12 protein-coding genes and 1 pseudogene are annotated in these 22834 nt (G+C 36.9%); 8 read left to right on the top strand and 5 right to left on the bottom strand.

The annotated features are described in order from the left end of the window. The first annotated feature begins 612 nt into the window (after window positions 1–612). On the top strand, window positions 613–1527 hold the full coding sequence (locus tag PVV65_RS00405; protein ID WP_273788800.1) for a transporter substrate-binding domain-containing protein: 915 nt from the start codon (window positions 613–615) through the stop codon (window positions 1525–1527). An 11-nt stretch (window positions 1528–1538) separates the two neighbouring features. On the opposite strand, the gene PVV65_RS00410 is transcribed toward PVV65_RS00405, so the two are convergent. Then, the gene (locus tag PVV65_RS00410; RefSeq protein ID WP_273753922.1) at window positions 1539–3071 is read right to left on the bottom strand and encodes a YifB family Mg chelatase-like AAA ATPase; all 1533 of its coding nucleotides are present in this window, start codon (window positions 3069–3071) and stop codon (window positions 1539–1541) included. A gap of 396 nt (window positions 3072–3467) precedes the next feature. Here PVV65_RS00410 and PVV65_RS00415 point away from each other — a divergent pair, with 396 nt between their 5' ends. From PVV65_RS00415 to PVV65_RS00425, 3 genes and pseudogenes are all read left to right on the top strand, one after another. Beyond that, window positions 3468–5432 (top strand): autotransporter assembly complex family protein, encoded by a 1965-nt coding sequence (locus tag PVV65_RS00415; protein WP_273788801.1) that lies wholly within the window; start codon window positions 3468–3470, stop codon window positions 5430–5432. Next, a complete protein-coding gene (locus PVV65_RS00420; protein WP_273788802.1) occupies window positions 5432–10072 on the top strand; it encodes a translocation/assembly module TamB domain-containing protein in 4641 nt (1546 codons plus the stop codon). The genes PVV65_RS00415 and PVV65_RS00420 overlap by 1 nt, the downstream gene beginning before the upstream one ends. Before the next feature lie 394 nt (window positions 10073–10466). Further along, window positions 10467–10654, top strand: a pseudogene (locus PVV65_RS00425) (integrase); the annotation flags it as partial. A 752-nt stretch (window positions 10655–11406) separates the two neighbouring features. On the opposite strand, the gene PVV65_RS00430 reads toward PVV65_RS00425, so the two are convergent. Together PVV65_RS00430 and infC are read right to left on the bottom strand one after the other, a co-directional pair. After that, window positions 11407–13173, bottom strand: a complete 1767-nt coding sequence (locus tag PVV65_RS00430) for an ABC transporter ATP-binding protein (RefSeq protein WP_273788803.1) — start codon at window positions 13171–13173, stop codon at window positions 11407–11409. A 1525-nt stretch (window positions 13174–14698) separates the two neighbouring features. Beyond that, window positions 14699–15217, bottom strand: a complete 519-nt coding sequence (gene infC, locus PVV65_RS00435; RefSeq protein ID WP_273753918.1) for a translation initiation factor IF-3 — start codon at window positions 15215–15217, stop codon at window positions 14699–14701. 192 nt (window positions 15218–15409) lie between these two features. On the opposite strand from infC, the gene PVV65_RS00440 reads away from it, so the two are divergent. The 3 genes from PVV65_RS00440 (at window position 15410) to dapE (ending at window position 18370) form a co-directional block, all read left to right on the top strand. After that, window positions 15410–16189, top strand: coding sequence for a carboxylesterase (locus PVV65_RS00440; RefSeq protein WP_273753917.1), 780 nt, complete (start codon window positions 15410–15412; stop codon window positions 16187–16189). A gap of 31 nt (window positions 16190–16220) precedes the next feature. Beyond that, entirely contained in the window at window positions 16221–16967 is a 747-nt protein-coding gene (locus tag PVV65_RS00445; RefSeq protein ID WP_273788804.1) for a M48 family metallopeptidase, read from the top strand. A 230-nt stretch (window positions 16968–17197) separates the two neighbouring features. After that, the gene (gene dapE / locus PVV65_RS00450; RefSeq protein WP_273788805.1) at window positions 17198–18370 is read left to right on the top strand and encodes a succinyl-diaminopimelate desuccinylase; all 1173 of its coding nucleotides are present in this window, start codon (window positions 17198–17200) and stop codon (window positions 18368–18370) included. Between the two features lie 966 nt (window positions 18371–19336). On the opposite strand, the gene hemW is transcribed toward dapE, so the two are convergent. Beyond that, window positions 19337–20536, bottom strand: coding sequence for a radical SAM family heme chaperone HemW (hemW, locus tag PVV65_RS00455; protein WP_273753914.1), 1200 nt, complete (start codon window positions 20534–20536; stop codon window positions 19337–19339). Continuing rightward, the gene (rdgB, locus tag PVV65_RS00460) at window positions 20533–21180 is read right to left on the bottom strand and encodes an RdgB/HAM1 family non-canonical purine NTP pyrophosphatase (RefSeq protein ID WP_273788806.1); all 648 of its coding nucleotides are present in this window, start codon (window positions 21178–21180) and stop codon (window positions 20533–20535) included. Before rdgB ends, hemW begins: the two co-directional genes overlap by 4 nt. 466 nt (window positions 21181–21646) lie before the next feature. Between rdgB and hrcA the strand changes: the two genes are divergently transcribed. Further along, window positions 21647–22717 (top strand): heat-inducible transcriptional repressor HrcA, encoded by a 1071-nt coding sequence (gene hrcA, locus PVV65_RS00465; RefSeq protein WP_273753912.1) that lies wholly within the window; start codon window positions 21647–21649, stop codon window positions 22715–22717. Window positions 22718–22834 lie beyond the last annotated feature (117 nt).

Raw genomic sequence — 22834 nt, forward strand, 5'->3', positions numbered from 1 at the left:
GTTTAATTTACAATATTTTATCTGCTTTTTTAAAGCTCAATGTTCCGCTCAGTTATTTATGGAATAACCATATTAAACATTTACTGTATATCGGCGCTAGATTCAATATCTGTCGATATATAATGGAGAGAATGATGAAACGATATTACACTATTATACAGTAAAATGGCGTCATTTAGAGCGGTCATATAAGATAAGTGAATATCTCTTTGATATATTTAAGTATTTTTACAGTGCGTGATGAATATTCAGCGTAAAATTTATCTGTATAGCCTTTCGTTAAGTGAATCGCATGAATGGGAAGACAGAAGAATTTAAAAGTGTAATTTATCGAGAGAAGCTGAGTTTGAAGAATATAACGTCAAATACCTTGTAAAGGCGATAAGGTTCATTTCTTCCAAATTACTTTTTATACATTTATTTGGGAAAATTTGAGATCAAAAGTTTAAGAATTTTTAATGTAGTAAAAAAATATATGAAAATGTTAACAATTAAAAAAAGAGAAAGAATTTTATTTATGAAATGGAAGATATTTTGGTGAAGTGCGTTAGATAATAATTAAACAGAGTTTTATCTTATCTTTGAAAAATGGGGAAAAATGGAGGAGAAAGTGTGAAAATAAGAAAACCTATACATGTAAAACATCTTCAATGGCATTTACGGTATTTTTTACTCCATAATTTATACACTCTTTTTATTCGCATTTTATTTATAGCAGGGGGATTTTTATTTTTCTCTTACGCAGAAGCTGAAATAGCTGGAAGGTTGCCTTCTTTTTTTGATTCGCATGAACATTTTGTACAACCTGATACCAAGAATATCACTCGTTTACGTTTTGTAACAACTTTTGATTTTCCTCCTTTTAATTTTCTTGATCAAACGGGGCATCTTACAGGTTATAATATCGATTTATTGCGTGCTATTTGCTCAAAATTAAAATTAGAGGAGTTTTGTGAAGTCGAAGTGGTTCCTTGGAAAGAGCTTGTCGAACATGTCAAAAATGGTGGTGCAGAAGTCATTATTGCAGGTTTAAAAGAAACAAGTCAAACCCAACAAGATCTTGTTTTTACAAAGTCATATTTGCGCTTTCCAGCGCGATTTGTTGCTTCTCGACAGTTAAACCTTGATGAGCCAATAAGCAACCAATTGGTTCATTTAACCAGTGGTGTTTTGTCTAAAACTATTCACGAAAAGCTCTTTCATGATTATTTTCCTAAAGCAAAATGGCGAGGATTTAAAAAGAGGGAAGAGCTCTATAAAGCCTTACAGGAGCATAAAATTGACCTTATTTTTGATGATGGGTTTGCTTTATCATTATGGTTCAAAAATCAAAAATCTATTGATTTCTACCATTTTGTTGGGGGGGCATATATGGCACCCCAGTTATTGGGACAAGGAATGCAGCTTGCTGTTGCAAAAAAGAACGAAAAATTGATTGATATCCTCAATTATGCCCTAAAATCTCTAGAAGAGGATGGTAAACTCACAGAGCTTTATTTGCGTTATTTTCCAATAAGTTTTTACTGATGAGCAGTTTTTTAGTGAAGAGCTGTTAATCTTTCCGTACCGATTCGATAGGAGATGGCTTCTGCGAGATGATGACGTGAAAGATTATCGGATTCATCAAGGTCAGCAATCGTACGCGCAACTTTGAGGATACGATGATAAGCACGTGCAGAAAGATGCATTTTTTCACTCACATTTCGTAAGAGTATGGCAGCATTTTTATCAGGAATAGCAATTTGTTCTACAATTTTGGCAGGGCAATCGCCATTGGTTCGGATATGATCCAACCCTAGTGCTGCAAAACGTTTGGCTTGAATGGTACGGCAACGTGCGACGCGTTTTGCAACATCACAGCTTTTTTCTGATTGCTCTGGTTGCATAAGGTCCATTGCTGTCAAAGCAGGAACATCAATCCGTAAATCAATTCGATCAAGAAGCGGACCAGAGATACGGGATTGATAATCGATTTGACAGCGTATACCTTTAGCACAAACATGGCCTTTTTCACCTGCCATACCACATCGGCAAGGATTCATTGCGGCAATAAGTTGGAAGCGAGCAGGATAGCTGATATGGTGATTAGCTCTAGCGATAACCGCTTCTCCACTTTCTAAAGGTTGACGAAGAGAATCAAGAACTTGCGGAGAAAATTCAGGCAACTCATCAAGAAATAACACGCCATTATGAGCAAGAGAGATTTCTCCTGGACGTCCTTTAAGTCCCCCACCAATCATTGCTGCCATAGAAGCAGAATGATGTGGGGAACGAAAGGGGCAATGAAGTGAAATGGTATTATGAATCGTTTCTCCTGTAATAGATGCAATCAGACAGACATCTAAAAGCTCACGACTATTAAGAGGGGGTAAAATAGAAGGTAAGCGTTGCGCCAACATAGATTTTCCAGCACCAGGAGGACCAACAAACAAAAGGTTATGGCGTCCAGCAGCACAAACTTCTAAGGCACGTTTGGCTGTTTTTTGTCCTTTGATTTCACAAAGATCTGGAAGTTCAGTTTCGATAGTATATTGGCGCGGTTGTGGACGTTTTTGAATTTGTGTCCCTTTAAAATGATTAACGATAGTGAGAAGAGTCTCTGGAGCAAGAATATTTATTTCTGCATTTGCCCATGCTGCTTCAGGTCCACATTGAAAGGGACAAATCAGTCCTTTATCGAGTGATACAGCTGTCATGGCCGCTGGTAAAACGCCATTGACAGCAGTCAGTGAACCATCCAGTGACAATTCACCTAAAATGACATAGTCTTGCGCTACTTCTGGAGGGAGGATTCCCATAGCAAGCATTAAGCCTACGGCAATTGGCAAATCATAATGTGATCCCTCTTTAGGCAAATCAGCTGGTGCAAGATTAATCGTAATTCGTTTGGTTGGCATAGAAAGCCCACAAGCATGGAGAGCTGCTTGTACACGTTCACGACTTTCTGCAACGGCCTTATCGGCTAACCCAACAATAGCCATTCCTATTTTACCGGATGAAATCATAACCTGTACATCGACAGGAACTGCTTCTAGACCGCGAAAAGCAACGGTTGTGATACGTGCGATCATTTATCTCCCCCTTTAGATTTGGGAGAGACAATCATATCTACGCATAAAAATCAAGAAGCATCTCTATGGTTTTTTTCATGGATAGATCTATATACGTACGCGGATTTTTGTAGCGTTCTGAAAATTATTTGTACAAATTTAACCATGATAATATGGAGCGCAATAAAACATTTATAATAAGCTCAATGAATATGTTAAGAGAAGGAAATGAGGGTGTTTGTATGACACGATAGAGCAGAGTTTTGTGAAGATATGAAGGGAGGGGGCATTATGTCTCGTAGAGTATTATTTGATGTGATAAAACGTGTAAAGTATGCAAAGTAGTTATATTTACCTTTATTATTTTATATTATTTAAAGTATATTAGATGCAAAGTGTATTAAAGGTATCTGATTTATGGTATATCAGACGAGAATTTTGTTAAAATCAGAAACTGTGCGCTGTGTATTTATAGGCTTGTGTTTCGCGTTTGCTTTTCCTCAGCCACTTGCTGCATTTGATTTTTTCGGCCTCCCTCTTTTTGCTCAAAAGAAAATAAATTCTTCTTCACATTCTGTTAAAAGTACAGAGAGATTTTATAAAGTTGATATTATCACCCCACCAGGAGCGCCATCGGAAGGCATAAAAATAGTTAAATCTGTTTCTTCTCTTTTTTCAGATAAAGAGAAAGCTTCTGCGAGTTCTTCTGGTTTATTAGCCAAAGCACGCTCAGATTATCGTGCTATTCTTTCTGCTCTTTATGCAGATGGGCGCTATGGTGGTGTTATTAGTATTAAAATTAATGGCTTAGAAGCGGCTGATTTAAGTCCAGTAACGCAACTACCAGCACAATCCAATATTGTTATTACGATTAATGCTGGCCCACAATATGTTTTTAGTATTGCAGATATTGATAAAGTAGCGCTTCCTGAAAAGCGTAAAGCGCATAAAATGCCCACAATTGAAGAATTGGGCTATAAAGTTGGTGCTATTGCCAAATCTGAAACCATTTTGAAAGCAGAAAAATGGGCGGTAGAAGGATGGCGTAAACAAGGTTATGCAAAAGCTAAAATTATAAAAAGTGATATCGTGGCTGATCATGCTGCGTTGCATATTGAAGGAAGGATTGTTGTTGATCCTGGACCAAAGGCTCATTATGGTCCTTTAAGTGTCCGTAATATAAGTAAAAAACCACGTGTCGATTCAGCTTATATCGCATGGATGACCGGATTAAAACCCGGCCAGAAATACGATTCCGATGCGTTAGCGAAGGCAAATGAACGTCTTGCACGCCTTGGTGTTTTTCGTGCGATCAATATCCGTGAGGCTGATACCATTAACCCAGATGGCAGTTTACCACTTATGCTTATTGTACAAGAACGTAAACCGCGTCGTTTTGGTGTAGGGGGTAGTTATTCAACATTAGATGGTGCTGGTTTTGAAGCTTATTGGATGCATAACAATCTTTTTGGTCATGCAGAAGTTCTTAAAATCGAAACAAAAATGAGTGGTGTTGGCAGCAATAAAAAACAATCATACAATTTTAAAAATTTTGATTATCTTTTCGGTGGTACGTTTATAAAGCCGGGTGTACTCACACCTGATACAGATCTCAGGTCAGAATTAAAAATACAGCAAGATGTTCTGGAAAATTACACAACAAAAGCTATCAAAGGGAAATTAGGTATTACGCATATTTTCAATAGTAATCTATCGGGACAGGCTGCTATAGAAGTTTCAAATGGTTACTCACGTGATATCTATTTTGGAAGCCGTAATTTTACAACAATTGGTTTTCCTACTGGTTTGATTTATGATAGTCGTAATAATAAGTTTAATGCAACAAAAGGTTTATATGGTGAAGTTTTCATTGAGCCCTTTTATGAGATGCGTTTTAGCAATTTTGTTACAAAAGTAACGGCAGAAGGCCGTTCTTATTGGGCGTTGGATGAAGGGGATCGTTTTGTTTTTGCTGCGCGGGCAAAGCTTGGTACAATTCTTGGAAATAATGCAGCACAAGTTCCTGCAGATACGCTCTTTTTTGCTGGTGGTGGGGGCTCTGTTCGTGGTTATGCTTATCGTAATATTGGTATCAAAACAGAAAATAATGCGATTGTTGGCGGACGAGCACTTATTGAGGGATCGGCAGAATTGCGTGTTTCTTTAAATGATAAAATAGGATTTGTCGGTTTTCTTGATGGAGGTCTCGTAGGGGAAAAAGCGAATTTTGATTTTTCTCAAAAAATTAAATGGGGAGCCGGTATAGGAGGTCGCTATATGACAGGTGTTGGTCCTGTACGCGTTGATTTAGCCTTTCCTTTAAAAAGAGAGCAGGGTGATCCTCGCATGGGTTTTTATGTGGGTATAGGACAAGCATTTTAATGAAAAAAAGTGTACGTTTATCAGCTTTCTTCTTTGGATTTGTGTTTTTTTTGGTCGGTGGTTTTGTTCTTGCACAAAGAGAAGACCGTCTTCCTTCTAGCGAAGAGATAGCAGACGATCGTTCATGGTTTGTTTCTTTAATTGAAAGCAAGCTTTCAGCGCCTAATCGTCAAGTTCGCTTACACAATATGCAAGGAGCGCTATCTTCTCAAACATCAATTGATGCTATTACTATCAGTGATAAAAAGGGAATTTGGCTTAAAATTACCAATGCCAAAATGGATTGGAATCGTCTAGCCTTGCTAAAAGGGCGGATGGATATTAATCAGCTTTCGGCAGAACAGGTTACGTTTTTGCGCAAACCACAAGGCAATTCTTCTTTTGAGATAGGTAGGTTTTCTTTACCAAAATTGCCGCTTGCTCTTTCAATCAATGCACTTACAGCGCAACATGTGACGTTTGAGCAGAATCTTTTTGGTTTTTCTGCTGATATGTCCTTAGAGGGTAATTTCACTTTGGCGAGTGGTCATTTTGATGTTGATATGGTGGCGCATCGTTTAGATACACCAGGGTCTTTTTCTATTTTTACCAAGATATCAAAGAACAATCGTACAGCTCAAATTGATATCTCTGCCGATGAACCGCCAAATGGTATTTTGGCCAATGTTTTTAACATCGAAAAACGCCCAGCATTAAATCTCGCGATTAAAGGTGATGGTACTTTTGATGATTTGGTTATCAAACTTTCTTTAGAATCCGATCATCATTCTATTTTAGATGGTCATGTTATTCTTGCAAGTGTTTCAGAAGGACACAGTTTTTCTACGAAATTAGAGGGTAGATTGGATCCTTTAATACCTTCTCAATATCGTCATCTCTTCGCATCTGATATAATATTAAAAGCAGAGGCAAGAAGGACAAGAGAGGGGGTAACCCACCTTGATCAGATGGTTCTTCAGGGCAAAGCAATGAATATTATCGCCAATGCTGAAATAACCGCCGATGGTTTTTTGCGGCGGCTTTTTGTTGATGGTAAAATGGCTCTTGATAACGAAAAGGAGTTTGTTCATTCGCCCATATCAGAGGTGTCAAAACCTGCAAAGACTCTTGCTTTGAACATTGACTATGGTCGCGAAGGACAACAATCTTGGAATGGGCGGCTGGTTGTCAATCATTTTAGCAATAATAATATTTATATTCGCGATGCGGTTTTTGATATGGGGGGCGTAAGCGAAAATCTCGACAATGCGGCTTCTCGTCATGTTGGTGTTCAGGTTAATGGAACGCTTCAAGGGGTTAAAAAGATTAAGGGAGGGGGCGTAGAAGATTTAAGCCAAGCCGTTCATATGTATTTAGATACGGATATTGTTTCGAATAAACCAATTTTTATTCATGATCTTAGTGTTACGGCTAAGGGTTTTTCTTCTTGGTTAAAGGGGACAATGGAGAATTTTATTTTTAAAGGCGATCTTGGGTTAAAAGCCCAAACACTAGCTCCTTTAGAAGTATTCAGTAAACAACCTCTCTCTGGTAGAGCAGATATTAAAGCCAAAGGAACGATTGGTTTATTGAGTGGCATTTTTGATCTGAAATTATCAGGAATGGCTGACAATATGAAAATAGGCATGCAGCCTTTTGATCGTTTATTCAAAGGAAATATCACTCTTTCAGGTGGTGTTGCCCACAATACGATGGGCTTTGTTCTACGTCATTTGAATTTGAAAAATCAATATACAAACATACAGGCTAATGGTTATTTTTCGGATGAAAGCGCTAAAATGGATTTATCTGCTCAAATATCTGATCTTGCCAAATTAGATCCGAAGATAAGCGGTGCTCTTACAATTCAAGGAACAGCAAGAGGGCGCAATAGCCATATAAAGCTCAATACAACTGCTCATATTGCTGAAGCGTTTGTTATGGGGAAGGAACTTCAAAATACAACACTTAACATAAAGGCACTTATAGATAATACAACACCTGTTACTTCTTTAACGGGGGGTGTAAAAGGTGAAGGCGTTTTTGCTCATAAACCTCTACATTTATCTGCTTCTTTTAAGGATTCTCATAAAATTCGAAAACTTGAGAATATTAATATTAAAGGGGGAAGTGCAAAAATAACGGGTGATCTTTCTCAACAACTTGGAGGTTTTTTGAAAGGAGCGCTGCATATTGATGCCGATGATATTTCAGTGCTTTCAGCGTTATTTTTACAGGATGGTAGTGGAAAAGTAAAAGGAGATTTTATTTTTGATGAACAAAATGGTAGACAAAAAGCTCATGTAAAGGCGCATGTTAATCATTTGAATTTTGCCAAGAATAAAATAAAAAAACTAGCAATAGATACCGACATATTCGATCCTTTTGGTACGGCACAGTTTGAAGGTGTTATCAATGCAGAGCATATCCAAACTCCTTTGATAAGGGTCAATCGTTTAAATGCTCGCGCCAATAGAAATAATGAACAAACGGTTTTTACTGTCCAAGCGATGTTGCATGATGCTCTTAATGCTCAGCTTTCTGGTCGTGTAATGAGTGTAGAACTTCCAAAAGGTATAAAACGAGAAGTGCAAATTGAAACCGTAGACTTAAAACAGCACCATTTTCATGCAACATTGCCAAAACCATCGATAATTGTTTTTGATAAAGATGGAATGACAATCAATGAATTAGGAATTACAATAAATGGCGGTAAAATTACCCTTGCGGGGAATATTCAAGATACCCTGAATTTGCAACTTACCGTAGATTCTCTCCCTGCTACTTTAGCCAATCTGTGGAAATACGATCTTGGAGCAGCAGGGAGTGTAACAGGAAAGGTTATGATTCGTGGTCATTTTAAAAAACCTAATATAACCTATGATATAAAAGGTGAGGAACTGACAACCGTTGCTCTTCAAGATAAAAAAATTATGCCTTTTTCACTTTCTGCTACGGGGAAAACTATAGATCAGAATCTTACTGTGAATGCAAGTTTAACAGGAGAAGGAGTACAAGCACAAGCTCAAGGGCTGGTATCTTTAGAAAAAGACAAACTTGATCTTCATATTAATTTGCAAAATTTATCAGCACGTTTGGCGAATAGCTTTATTGCAGGACAGGCGCTTGATGGGATGGTGATAGGCAAAATTAATATTAGTGGGACAAAGAAGGATCCATCGGCTTATTTTGAGCTTTCTAGTCAAAGCTTAACCACTATGACGCATAAAGGACCGATGTCAATCAATATAAATACTCGTGGTTCTTATAAAAAATCGACATTGCATATTGAAAATATGATAGCAACTGGAGATAAAGGATTAGCTCTTTCCATTCATGGGCCTGTTTCTTTTAATGGTTCAGAGGCAAAATTAAACGTTAAAGGAATAATGCCTCTTGATTTTGTTAATCTCTTATTAGCTAAGCGTGGTGCATATATAACGGGTACAGCAAGAGTTGATACAGTTCTTAATGGTGCGTTATCAAAGCCACAATTTATTGGAAATATTTCTATAGCCGATGGTAGCTTTTTGGATTCAAAAACCCACGTAGGATTGAATAATATAACGCTTGAAGGCAAATTAAATGGCGATCATATTCTTATAGAGAAAGCTTCAGCTTCTTCGTCTGAGGGAGGAAGAATTTCTGCTTCAGGTCGTATTTCTAATGATCTAGAGACAGATTTGATCTTTCATCTTGATAATGCCAATTATAATGATGGTTCTATGATTCTTGCGACATTGTCAGGTGATATGACAATGAAAGGTCATTTTCTAAGTGATCTTGTTATTGGTGGAGATATCATCGTTGAAAAGGCTGAAATTCTGGTTCCTGATCATTTTCACAATGCTAAGTTTCTTGATGTCAAAAATAAGAATTTAACAAAGCCAATTCAAACAACACTTGAACGTGCTGATGTTAAGAGCACGAATAAAAGCCCTAGTGTCACAGAGGAATCATCATCTGTTGTGTTATCAAATATGCGTATTACAGCACGCAATCAATTTTTTGTACGGGGAAAAGGATTAGATGCTGAACTGGGAGGGAGCATTAATTTAGCGGGCGCATTAAATGATGTGCATCCAGTGGGTGAATTTAGAATGATTCGTGGACGTTTTGATATTCTTTCACAACGTCTTAATTTTGATCAAGGACAAGCGAGTTTTAGCGGTAATCTTAATCCTACGGTTTATTTTGTAACCAACAATAACAGTGGTGATATTCGCGTAACTGTAACCGTAAGTGGAACAATTGATAATCTTGATATTAATTTTTCTTCACAACCAAATTTGCCACAGGATGAGATTTTGGCACGTTTGATTTTTAAGCGCTCTCTTAATGAACTATCACCATTTCAGATTGCTCAACTTGCGGCAGCAGCCGCTGATCTTGCGGGTGGTTCTAACACATCTTTGTTGAACACTTTACGAACTAAAATTGGACTTGATGATCTTGATGTTATCGTTAATGAAAAGGGTAATACAGGTTTACGCATTGGACGCTACATACACAATAACATTTATTTAGGCTTTGAAGCAGGATCTGATGGAACAACGAAAGGGACAATTAATTTGGATATTTCGCGTCACCTTAAAGCTAAAGGTTCTATAGGAAATGAAAAAAACTCGAGTATTGGTCTCTTTTATGAAAGAGACTACTAAAGATTAAAGTTTAAAAAAACAAATTCTTTATTTTTTGTCTCTCATTTCTCGGGCCGGTAAGGAAGCTTAGACTAGAAAAATACTTAAACCTTATTCTTAATCCCATTTTATGCTGTTGACTAAAGAGTGTATTGTATACAACATATTGATTTATAAAGTTAATTTATCTTTATTTACCTTGAATTAAAATTTTGCATGCCGTAAGCTACTCTCATTGAAAATCTCTCTCATATTAAAGCAATCAAAACCATTTGCTTGTATATTACAAGTGAAGAAGTTTGCGTAGTAAAAGCGATTAAGAAATGCCTCAAAATGCCTCTTATGAATCATCTCAAGAACTAAGGGCTGTCGTAACACCTACGAGCTGACAAAATAGTGTGAATGGTGTACTGGCTTGCTCCTTCATAAGCGTAAAGATGGAGGTGCTCAATGGATTCATTGTTATACAATTCACGGATATTGTCGCGAAATGAGTTTGGAAGAATATTGAGAGACGTCTCTTTAAAACAAGCCAGTGAATTTGCAACAGAATGCCATTCTGTTTCACATGAAGGGCGTGCGCTCATTAAAGAACGCGATAAATAAAAGCATGAGGCAAGTGTAGAATTTATAAAATATCGATTTTATTTTCAAACACATTTAAAGTAATCTACGATAGTCAAAAGTTTTAGAATAAATCATTTCTTATTTTTTTAATCTTTTTCTTTTACGCTGAGTATGCCTATAATTTGCAGCATAATTGATAGCTTATCTTGTTATCCATAGAAAACTATCATTTTAGGGGTAGTGATAGTAAGGCATGTAGCCTTTGACCAAGTATTTTGAAAGTATATGGATGGATATTTAGGGGCGGTTTTATTCGTTAAGCCTTGTATACGTGAATCACATAAATCATTATAGAGTAGAATGAATTCGATAAAAATCTGGATTATTTACAAATTAGATTGAGTAGGAATCTTTGTACTTTTAAGGTGTAAAGAGAAAAAGTTTTTAGCATAAAGATAAATATGGATAAAGGTAGTATCAATCTAGATTCCTTATCCTTCGTGGAAGTTTTTTCAGAACTTGATGGTATCCTCTTTTTAGGATTGGTAAAATTGAAGAATATTTTATCACTTTCTTAAAGAGAGAAGAAGGTGATTGTTCTCATTGCGTGATTAAAACTCAATGACATTCAACAAAATAAAAGAAAAGGCTTTCATCTAAATCCAATAAGTTTATTTTCGATAAACCATAAATTTTTGCCAATTCCTAATTGAAATAATACTTTTTCACAAATCGAGCGTTAGCTTCTATTCATTTTTTACTTTAAATATTCTTTAAATACCTAGAAATTAGGGCGTGTGTTTTTTGAACTGGATATTATGAAGTTTTTTATAAAATCCATGTTCTTTTGCGAGCAATTCTTTCTGAGTTCCTTGTTCAATCAGTTGTCCATTTTGTATGACCACAATTTTATGAGCGCGAGCAATCGTTGAAAGACGGTGAGCAATAATGATTGTTGTACGCCCTTTGGTAAGATGATGAATGGCTTCATTAATTTGTGCTTCGGTGTGTGAATCGAGCGCACTTGTTGCTTCATCAAGAATGAGAATTTCACTATCGTGAATCATTGCTCTAGCAATAGCGAGTCGTTGTTTTTGTCCCCCTGAAAGATTACAGCCATTATCGTCTATTTGTGTATCATAACCATTTGGCAAATTTATAATAAAGTCATGAGCATTTGCTGCTTTTGCTGCTGCGATAATTTCGTCATCACGAGCGCCTTCTTTTCCAAGCCCAATATTATATTTAACGGTCCCTTGAAAGAGAAAAGTATCTTGCCCTACATAGGCCATCAGGTTTCTCAGAGAACGAAATGTTGCGTAGCGGATATCTTGATCATTAATCAATATGCGTCCTTTTGTGGGGTCATAGAGGCGCATAATAAGATTGATAAGTGTTGACTTTCCTGAACCGGATGGTCCTACTAATGCGGTCATTTTTCCGGCTTCTATTTCTAGATTGATGTCTTTTAATACCATTTTGTTATCAGTATATGCAAAAGAAACATGTTCGAAACGAATAGCTCCTTGCGTTTTATTCAGATCTTTAGCTTCTTTATGTTCTGTAACAGTAATGGGACGATCAAGTATTTCAAACATCGTGCGGATATTGACTAAGCCAGATTCAATTTTGACACGGACATTTGCTAGTCTTTTTGCGGGTTCATAAGCTAAAAGTAAAGCAACAATAAAGGACATAAACTCACCTTGAACACCTGCGCGTTGGGTTGCAAGGTATCCAGAAAAACAGATAATACCAGCAATGGCGACACCTGTGAGTGTTTCCATAATCGGATTGGTAATCGCTTCAAGTGTTGCAATACTGTTTGTTTGTTTTTCAACATCACAAATGGCTTTGTCCATCCTTTTTTTCATGACTTCTTCTAGTGAAAAAGCCTTAATAACTCGAATGCCAACAGCCGTTTCCTGTACGATTTTGATAATTTCACCAAGTGAAAGAAGTTCTTTTTCCATAAGGCGACGAACGCGTTTTAAAGCCATTCGAACACCGAAAAAAGCCAGTGGTCCTACGATTAAAGTAATGGAGATTAACACAAAGTTTTGAATGAACATGACAAGCAACAAACCGCTAACGGAAAGCAAATCACGCACAAAAGTTGTGATAATAGTATCAATGATATTACGCACAGCTGTCGCATTATGGGTTACGCGAACAAGCAGATCAGATGACGTGTTATTATGATAAAAAGAGACACCTTGTTCCATAAGGCGCGCATAAATTTTGCGCTGTTGTTCAGCAATGATACTGTTGCCTGCTTTGCTTAAAAAGTAAGTTTGGGCAAAAGTTGCAATCCCTTTAAGAATAAAGATAAAGGCAATGAAGCTAGAAATCAAAACGATCATAGCAAAATTTTGCGCATCAACAATATAATTAACAACATCACGCATAATCCATGCACTGGTTGCAGTTGTGCAGGAAATAATGATCATTGAGATAATAGCTGCACTGTACCAACGCGCATGTTTATGAAAATTTTCTCGCAAAAGGCGAATAATGAGATGTTTATCAAAAGAGGAAAGTTGTTTTTTGGCCATGAAGTGCTTCTATATTTTCTTGTTGTTTTATGCAAGATTGAAGCGCTCTTAATTCAAAAGCCCCTTAATCTTTTTTATAAAAAGGGTCTTCTTCTTTCAATATGTGTCATACTCTTCCATGTGACAGTGTCTCGTATAATGTAAAATCCTCCCATAAATGGTCTGTGCAAAACTATTTCATTTATATAAGATATAAGCTGATATCATTACTCTAATTGGCATTCCCATATTGCAACTGTCCCTTAGACGCTTGAAAAAGTTCATAGAAGGATTATGGCTTCTTTCTATGCATATGATACCACCACTTATGACGCGCAAGCGAATATTTTTGTGTGATTTCATATTGAAAAGATTTGAAATGAGAGAAACCTACGATATTTACTTCTCTTATTTGAAGAGAAAAAATATAAATTATCATTATTAATTAATATGTTATTCTATTCCGCTCCAAATGTAAAATATCGCGCAAGAAATTTTTAATGCTTTGAGCATTTATAAATACATCATTTTCACTCTATAATGTTGCATATCCGCTTTATCCTATAACCTTCAAAAGGTTATATTAAAGGAATAAAAAAATTTTAAAGGCTTTGGTCTTAAACCAACAAAACGATTTCCCTTTAAAAGAGATAGTGGCTAAAGTTACTGGGAATGCTGACAATAGAGTGGATAATAAGGGAAAATTTGTACTGAGGAGATGATCTCTTATTAAAAAAAATAAACACAGGTTGCCCACTGGCATATTGAATACTGTTTTGTAAAGTGTTGTTTAAGCACCTACATCTTTACGCTTATGAAGGAACAAGTCAGCACCATCACACACTTGCAAGCTCATGGGTGCTGCGACAAATTTTTGGCACTCGAGACTCTTTATAAGAGGCATTTTTACTCTTTTCTTGTACCGTTTTTATTCACGCAGGCTTCTCCCTTTGTGATGTGCAAAGCAAGAGATTTTGATTGATTCAACATGGAACAGATTTGAAATGTAAAGAATCCTACGATCTTTGAGACTCTTACTCAACATGCAAAACAATGAATTATTTTTATAAATCAGTATGTTGCTATTACGAGTAACAGATGAGAATGATTGTACTAATGGGCACCATTATCTTTACGATTATGAAAGTTCAAGTTAACATCCTCATTCCTTTACCCTTTTCCATATTGCTATAGGCTTTGCCATTTGAAATAGTTCATAAAAGACATTTCTACTTTCTTAATATTTTATGTATTATTTCTGTTTGTGATGTTCAAGAAAATAATTTTTTTGCCGGATTCCACAAATAAGAGATCTCAAAATGAAGAAGATCTCACGATGTTTATGCTCTCTCATTTAATATACAAAAAATAATATGCAAAAAAACACATTCTTCTTATAAGTCGAGAAAGCATTATTAAATTTTTAAAAGGGACTATACAGATTTACAAAACCTCAAAAGCACCACAAAGCTCTCCGTAACGCCCCTAACTAATATCCATCCGCTTATCTTTACAAGTTGCATACAGACATTATTTCAATGAAAAACTATTTAGGTGCTATCACCATCATTATTTGCCGCCCTTCAAGCTTTGGCTCCAATTCAATCTTGGCAATACCACTTGTATCTTCCTTTATACGCTGAAGAAGCTTTAATCCAAGATCCTGGTGAGCCATCTCACGACCACGAAAACGCAAAGTAATCTTTACTTTATCACCATGGTCAATAAAGCGATGAACAGCCCTGAGCTTGACTCCATAATCATGGACATCAACATTCGGACGCATTTTAATCTCTTTGATTTCAATGACTTTTTGTTTTTTGCGTGTTTCAGCAGCTTTTTTTTGAGTTTGATATTTTAATTTGCCCAAATCGATGATTTTACACACGGGCGGTTCCGCATTTGGTACAATTTCAACCAAATCAAGCCCAGCTTCTGCGGCCATAGCAAGAGCTTCTTGTATCGCAACAACTCCTTGATGTTGTCCCTCATCATTGATAAGCTGAACATGAGGCACCCGAATATCATGATTTGAACGCGGCCCATCTTTTTGGGTAGGTGTCATTTTAAACGGTCTACGAATGGTTTATGCTCCTTAATTTTGATCCAACTATGGTTACTTAATATACAATTATACACATAAAAACAACTATAATTCGTGTATTTTTCATTATTTGATTTGTTACTTTTTTAAGAATTTAGATTATAAAAGTTTTTCTCTTGATTTAAAGAAATTGTTTTATGGAGAAAAAGAATTATGAATCAAAATATTCCTTGCCAGTTTTTTTCGTTTGAGGATACTGCTCTTGCAGTGCGTCATCGCAAAGGTCGCTACTCTCCAGGTTTGGTTTGGCTTCATGGTTATCTATCGGATATGTTAGCGGATAAAGCGGTGTTTGTTGATAATTTTGCTCAGAAGAATGATTTGTCCTGCTTACGTTTTGATTACTCTGGGCATGGAGAATCAGGCGGTGATTTTTTTCAAGGAACGATTTCACGTTGGGTGAGCGAAAGTTTAGCGGTTTTTGAAACCTATTGTGAGGGGCCACAAATTTTGGTTGGTTCCTCTATGGGGGGATGGATTGCTTTAAGGCTTGCTAAGTTGCTAGCGCAGAAAAATAAAAAGCTTGCTGGCATGATATTGATTGCTCCAGCACCTGATTTTACAAAAACATTGATAGAATCAGGGTTAGGGGTGAAGAAGTGGAAAATTTTGGAAGAAGCGGAGCATATTGAACGATCCGCAATTAGTTATACAGAGCCTGTTCCTTTTACAAAAGCGTTTATTGAAGATGGCAGAAATAACTGTGTCATGGAGGGATGCATTGATGTTGGGTGCCCAATCCATATTCTACAAGGGATGGAAGATGTGGAGATACCCTATCAGCATACATTGACTTTACTTGATCATTTGCCTCTCCATGATGTAACAATGACACTTGTTCGTGATGCAGATCACCGTTTTTCTCGTCCACAGGATTTAGATTGTCTAGAAACAGCCTTGAGATCTTTAATTAATCAGATTAATGCAAAATAAGGGGCTATTTATTGATGATGAAGATAAACATATGAGTATTTCTGAAAAGCGTTTTATTTTTTCTGATCGTGCTATCCCTATACGAGTGCGGGAAAATAAGCACGCGCGCCGTTTTACCTTACGTATGGATGCCAGAAGCCAGGAGATTTGTGTAACAACACCACCAGCGATAAATCCCTATGTGATTGAAAGTTTTATTGAAAAACATCGGTCTTGGATTGAGGCGCGCCTTAAGCGCATACACATGTCTCATGAAAATATCTGTCTCAAAGAGGGTGCAACAATTCCTTTCTTGGGTGTTTCTCATACCATAAAGCATGAAAAAGGACGTGGAGTAACAAAAATTGTTACAGCAGATGCGGAGCAAGGGCCTAAAATTATTGTTTATGGTCAATTAGAATATCTTCCAAGACGCGTTGCTGATGTTTTAAAAAAACAAGCAGCGCTTATTATAACGCCTTTAGTGGCACATTATGCTCATCAGGTAGAGCGTAAAGTCAAATCCATTTGTTATAAAGATACAAAAAGTCGTTGGGGATCTTGTTCCATCGATAAGCGTCTTTCTTTTTCTTGGCGCCTTATTATGGCACCAAAAGAAGTTGTTGAGTATGTTGTCGCTCATGAAGTTGCTCATCTTGTTGAAATGAATCATGGACCAAGATTTTGGGCTCTTTGTGAAAAACTTTACCCTGATAGTAAAACGTATCGCGCCTGGTTGAAAGAAAATGCTCATAGACTACACGCTATTAATTTCGCTTCATATAAATTAGAGGCGTAAAAAATTTGCAAATATGCAGATAAGAGCAATATTTAACGGAACTTTTTTTTGAGTGTTTCGTTGTATGTGTGCTTCGTCATGCATGATGAGGAAGCCATTGAAGCTCTCAGCACGATTGTCCTCCCCTGCTTGGTTTGCTGAGTGTCTTCAATGTTTTTGCTTTATCTTTTTTGCCATTCAGCGTAATAATCTTAAGTTCCGATGATTATAACAAATGGGAAGGGGTTTTTATGTCTGTTCTTACAGATCCACTTAAGCTATTACAGGCACTTATTCGTTGTCCTTCTGTTACACCTTGTGAAGCAGGGGCTTTATCAACGTTGGAACAATTTTTGAAAAAAATGGCATTTCATGTTGAGCGTCCTATTTTTACGGATAAAAATACAGATAATGTTGAAAATCTTTATGCAAAAATGGGAAGTGAAGGACCCCATCTTATGTTTGCAGGTCATACGGATGTTGTACCGCCAGGTGCATTAGAAGATTGGACTTATCCACCTTTTGAAGCTGTTATAGATCAGGAGAAATTATATGGGCGGGGGGCTGTTGACATGAAAGGCGGTATCGCCTGTTTTATTGCCGCTCTAGCGCGGGTTCTTGAGAAACAATCCATTAAAGGCACAATAAGCCTTTTGATTACTGGTGATGAAGAGGGGCCTGCTATTAATGGCACGGTGAAACTTCTTCAATGGGCAGAAAACAGAGGTGAAAAATGGACTGCAGCTCTTGTGGGTGAACCAACAAGCGTAAAGGCTGTTGGTGATGTTATCAAAATTGGTCGCCGCGGATCGATTTCTGGGATCATTACTGTGAAAGGTCTTCAAGGTCATGTTGCTTTTCCAGAGCGGGCTGCCAATCCTTTGCCTTTAGCAAGTAAACTTATTCAAGCATTAACACAAACGGATTTAGATCAAGGGACAGAGAATTTTCAACCCAGTAATTTAGAGCTAACAACCATTGATACTGGTAATTTGGCGGCCAATGTTATTCCAGCGCAGACAACAGTTCGTTTTAATATACGCTATAATGATCTTTGGACAAAAGAAACCTTGATGGCGAAAATTGAAAAGTGTCTTGCTTTGGTGCAGTCAAAAAATAACAGTGGTCAATATCCCTCTTATCAGCTTGAATGGATTCCAAGTTTAGGGGATGTTTTTTTGACCAAAAATGATAAACTTATTCAAATTTTATCCAATGCTATTAAAAGTGTAACAGGGAATACACCAGAATGTTCTACGTCTGGGGGAACTTCAGATGCGAGATTTATTAAGGACTATTGCCCCGTGGTTGAATTTGGCTTACCAGGGCAAACGATGCATATGGTAGATGAATGTGTTGCCCTTGATGCATTAGAAACGCTTACGGCTGTTTATGAGCGTTTTATTGTTGATTTTTTTGCCTAAAGAAATAATTGCTTGGTTCAATAAATAATGCCGTTATCTTTTGTTACCATAAAACATTGTCGTTTGAGGTTTTAACATCTTAAGTGGTTTTAGAGTAGATGGTGAGTATAAACTGGAACTTTCGCTCGTAAAGCCTTCAGTTCAGTGAATCACATCAGTGGAAAATCAAGTGGAACCTGTTTTAAGAAGTAAAGCCGTTTACAGACTGGATTGGGTTAAGAGTGTTCGTCCTTTAAGGTGCAGGGAAACAATTAGCGTGCAATTCATTGAAGGAATGAACGTTATATCACAATTGATATGATGACAAGTTGAAGCCATAAAGACACATAAAAATAGGTCACTTTTCTAAAAAGTTTCTACAACGTAAATGCATTCATTTTCGCTATATGCCTTAATATGTTTTCACGCAAAAAATTCTTTGTTTTAATGATTCTTTATTAGAAGAAAATCCATAGAAACACACTTCCAGTTTATTTTATCATGCTCTTTTTACTCAAAAGAATCTGCGTTACAGAAAAAATCATGATAAAGTAGAAGGTAAGCTTGTTCAATCAATTTTAATATTTCTGATAATAAAGATATATGAAAAATCTTTTATAGCATCACATTAGCTTTTTTAGCAAAGAAATTCTCTTCAATGTTTGTTATATGCAACGGAATTTATGAATAGTATAATATAAAATCTCCGGCGTATCACTCTCTTTACACTTATGAAAAAGAAAGTTAGACTATCATATACTTTTCTATCTCAAAATATTTCGATAATTTTAGGTGCTTGAAAATAGTCATAAAAAGCATTTTTATACGTCTTTTGTATAGTTTGTATCCACACACTCCGCTATTTTTAAAAAAAGTAAGAATTAATATATTATAAAACTTTTGAAAAAAGTCTTACAATATTTTAGTTTCATTTTTGCTATAAAAAATAATAATTATTATTGAAATCAATATGTTGTTATAAAGGCTTTAGTTTGCAAGTTGGCTGATAATATGATCAAGAATAATACGTCCTTTGGTTGTCACTTTTAGACGTTGGTTATCCACCATTTCTACCAATTCTTGGTGTTGTAAATCGATAAGTTTTTCCATTGGGATGCGTTTTGGGCTTAAAGTTTCATAGCGTGTAAGTTCCAAGCCTTCACAAAGGCGTAACCCCATAAGGAGCATTTCATTCGCCTGTTGCTGAAGAGTTAATCGTTCTGTTTCAATACAGCCATGTCCTGTTTTTTCGACTAATGCAAGCCACTGCTCGGGATTCTTTTCATTGATTGTGACATAACGTTCATGGTTTTCAAGATGTGATAAAGATGTTTTTGAAAAGGTGGAAGAATGATTTGATACATTTTCAATAAAACGACCGTGTGCTCCTGGACCAAAGCCTGCATATTGGTGATAACGCCAATAAAGAAGGTTGTGTGCTGATTCAGCACCAGGCATGGCATGGTTTGAGATTTCATAGGCGGGAAGTCCATACAGAGCTGTTATTTCTTGGGTAAGATGATACAGATCTGCTGCGAGCTCTGATGGAGGAAGGATAAGCCTTCCTGCATCATGAAGTCGTTTAAAGGCGGTTCCTTCTTCGATTGTCAATTGATAAAGAGAAAGATGGTCTGCTGCCAAGTCAATGGCTTGTACAAGTTCAGATTTCCATTGTTCAAGGGTTTGTTCGGGACGAGCATAAATAAGATCAAAGGATAAGCGTGGAAAAATTTTCCTTGCTAAATCAATAGCATAAAGAGCTTGCTCTACATTATGGAGTCGGCCAAGTTTGCGCAATGCTTTATTATTGAGTGCTTGTATTCCTAAAGATAACCGATTAACACCTGCAGCGCGGTATCCGCGAAAACGTTCTGCTTCCACACTGGATGGATTAGCTTCCAACGTAATTTCAACTTTATCATCAAGTATCCACTTTCTTGCAAGTGCTTGCAAAAGGGCATCAACAGTTTGCGGCTCCATAAGAGAGGGGGTTCCCCCACCAATAAAAATACTCGTAATATGGCGTGGACCTATTTTATGATATTGCGTTTCTATTTCGCGCTCAAAGGCGGTGACAAAACGCGGCTGATCAACACCATGGATACGAACATGTGAATTAAAGTCACAATAGGGACATTTAGCAGCACAAAAGGGCCAATGAATGTAAATGCCAAAAGGTTCATTCATGAGAATGCCAAAAGGTTTTCTGTCAAAAGTTTAAAAGCCCGTGCGCGATGTGAAAGAGGGGGAATATCATTGTATTGCCAGCCGTGTTTTTGCTCTGTTGACATTTCTCCAAAGGTATTTTCATATCCATCTGGTAAAAAAATAGGATCAAAGCCAAAGCCTTTATTTCCCCGTGGAGGCCAAATGAATGTTCCTTCAACGTATCCGCGGAAATAATCTGCATGAGTGTCAGGCCACGCGATACAAATGACGGATACAAAACGGCATTTTCGTTGGCTTTTTTCTCGCGCTCCGACTTTTTGAAGCTCATCTTCTATTTTTTGCATCGCTTTTGGAAAATCACGTGTACCATCGGCTTGAATCGCCCAGTCAGCTGTATAAACGCCCGGTGCACCATCCAATGCATCAACTTCTAAGCCTGAATCATCAGAGAGAGCAGGAAGTCCTGTTTTTTTTGCTGCTGCAAAAGCTTTAATGTAAGCATTTTCTTCAAATGTTGTTCCTGTTTCTTCCGGCTCTGGCAAGCCAAGCTCTTTTGCTGATTGTATTATTAAACCGAAAGGTGCAATCAAGGTGGTGATCTCATGTAATTTGCCGGTGTTATGTGTCGCAATGACAACTCTTTTATCTGCTATACTTCTCATATAGATTTCTCCAAAAATGAAAGGGGAACTATTTTTGCGCTAGGAACCAGCTTAAATGCTCATATACACACATATTCTGCTTGATTTTATATGATAGGGTTATTTTACACGTTTTATGATATTTTATTCAAATAAAATTTTTCGTATTTTGTGAAGACAACGATTAAAAAGACATGAGAGACGATTTTTTATGAAAGCTTTCTTATGATAAAAATCTAATTTTATACTCTCGGTGGTTTATAAATAAACAAGCTCCTAAAGAGACCAATTCCTATCTTAAATATCCAATGACACGCTCTAATAAAAACACCTCATACATAATTTATACGTTTATATCATTATTATAAAATGTGGTGTTTTATGGCTCAATAAGATAATATATTTTTATACTACTTTAGATTATTTGACCAAACATTGGCAAAACTTATATAAGAGAAGAGTGTTTTTTAGTAGTGAAACAATTGTGATGAAGCACAAATCTATTGATAATGAACTAAAATATCTTGATGAGCGTTCGCGTGATATTTTTCGCCATATTGTTGAAGCCTATCTTAATGATGGTGAACCTGTAGGGTCACGCAATCTTTCGCGACTTTTGCAACAGACATTATCACCTGCGACGATTCGCAATGTGATGAGTGATCTTGAACATCTCGGTTTGATTTATGCACCGCATGTTTCAGCAGGGCGAATGCCAACCCAATCGGGTTTACGCTTTTTTGTTGATGCATTTATGGAAGCCGGTGATTTGCCAAACGAAGAGCGAGAAAATATTGAAATGCAAGTCAAAGAGGCAGGTCATGCACAATCGGTTGAAAATTTTCTTGTTCAAGCAAGCCGAGTTCTTTCAGACCTCTCCCGTGGGGCAGGGCTTGTTCTCGCAACAAAACAAGAAGGAACATTGAAACATATTGAATTTGTGCGCCTTGATAGGGAGCACGCTCTTGCCGTTTTAGTGACTCAACAAGGTGAGGTTGAAAATCGTATTGTTCATTTGCCAGAAGGGGTTACCCATGCACAATTGACAGAAGCGACGAATTTTCTAAACGCCCATATTCAAGGGCGTACATTGAGTGAAGCTAAAGGGGAAATTGCGTGTCTATGTGCACAAACACGGGCTGCACTTGATGATTTATCACATCATCTTGTTGAAACGGGATTAGCTCTTTGGGGAGGAGAAGGTGCTGATCATAAAATGCACCTCATTGTTCGTGGACGCAGTAATTTGCTTGAAGATGTGAAAGCAGAAGAAGATTTAGAACGGTTACGCCATTTATTTGATGATCTTGAAACACGTGAAAGTATGGCCCAGCTTCTCGATTTAACGGATGAAGGGTCAGGGGTTCGAATTTTTATTGGTTCGGAAAATAAGTTATTTTCACTTTCTGGTTCTTCTTTAGTCGTAGCACCTTATCGTGATTCACAACAAAGAGTCATTGGTGCTTTAGGCGTTATTGGTCCTACACGGCTTAATTATGCAAGGATTGTGCCTATGGTTGATTATACAGCTCAACTTATGTCACAGTTATTGCGTTAAAATGATACGGTTAAGTATTTGTACTATAAAAGCTCATTGTATTATATACATCTATACCCCTTGATTTTTGTCTGTAAAATTTCGATATCGAGAATAACAAATCTTATGAAGGAATAG

It is taken from the genome of Bartonella sp. ML70XJBT (assembly GCF_028618425.1).
Taxonomy (GTDB): Bacteria; Pseudomonadota; Alphaproteobacteria; order Rhizobiales; family Rhizobiaceae; genus Bartonella.

Coding starts and splice junctions, on each gene's coding strand:
- PVV65_RS00410 (WP_273753922.1), bottom strand. CDS start 3,071: ATGATCGCACGTATCACAACCGTTGCTTTTCGCGGTCTAGAAGCAGTT.
- PVV65_RS00415 (WP_273788801.1), top strand. CDS start 3,468: ATGGTATATCAGACGAGAATTTTGTTAAAATCAGAAACTGTGCGCTGT.
- PVV65_RS00420 (WP_273788802.1), top strand. CDS start 5,432: ATGAAAAAAAGTGTACGTTTATCAGCTTTCTTCTTTGGATTTGTGTTT.
- PVV65_RS00430 (WP_273788803.1), bottom strand. CDS start 13,173: ATGGCCAAAAAACAACTTTCCTCTTTTGATAAACATCTCATTATTCGC.
- infC (WP_273753918.1), bottom strand. CDS start 15,217: ATGACACCTACCCAAAAAGATGGGCCGCGTTCAAATCATGATATTCGG.
- PVV65_RS00440 (WP_273753917.1), top strand. CDS start 15,410: ATGAATCAAAATATTCCTTGCCAGTTTTTTTCGTTTGAGGATACTGCT.
- PVV65_RS00445 (WP_273788804.1), top strand. CDS start 16,221: ATGAGTATTTCTGAAAAGCGTTTTATTTTTTCTGATCGTGCTATCCCT.
- dapE (WP_273788805.1), top strand. CDS start 17,198: ATGTCTGTTCTTACAGATCCACTTAAGCTATTACAGGCACTTATTCGT.
- hemW (WP_273753914.1), bottom strand. CDS start 20,536: ATGAATGAACCTTTTGGCATTTACATTCATTGGCCCTTTTGTGCTGCT.
- rdgB (WP_273788806.1), bottom strand. CDS start 21,180: ATGAGAAGTATAGCAGATAAAAGAGTTGTCATTGCGACACATAACACC.
- hrcA (WP_273753912.1), top strand. CDS start 21,647: ATGAAGCACAAATCTATTGATAATGAACTAAAATATCTTGATGAGCGT.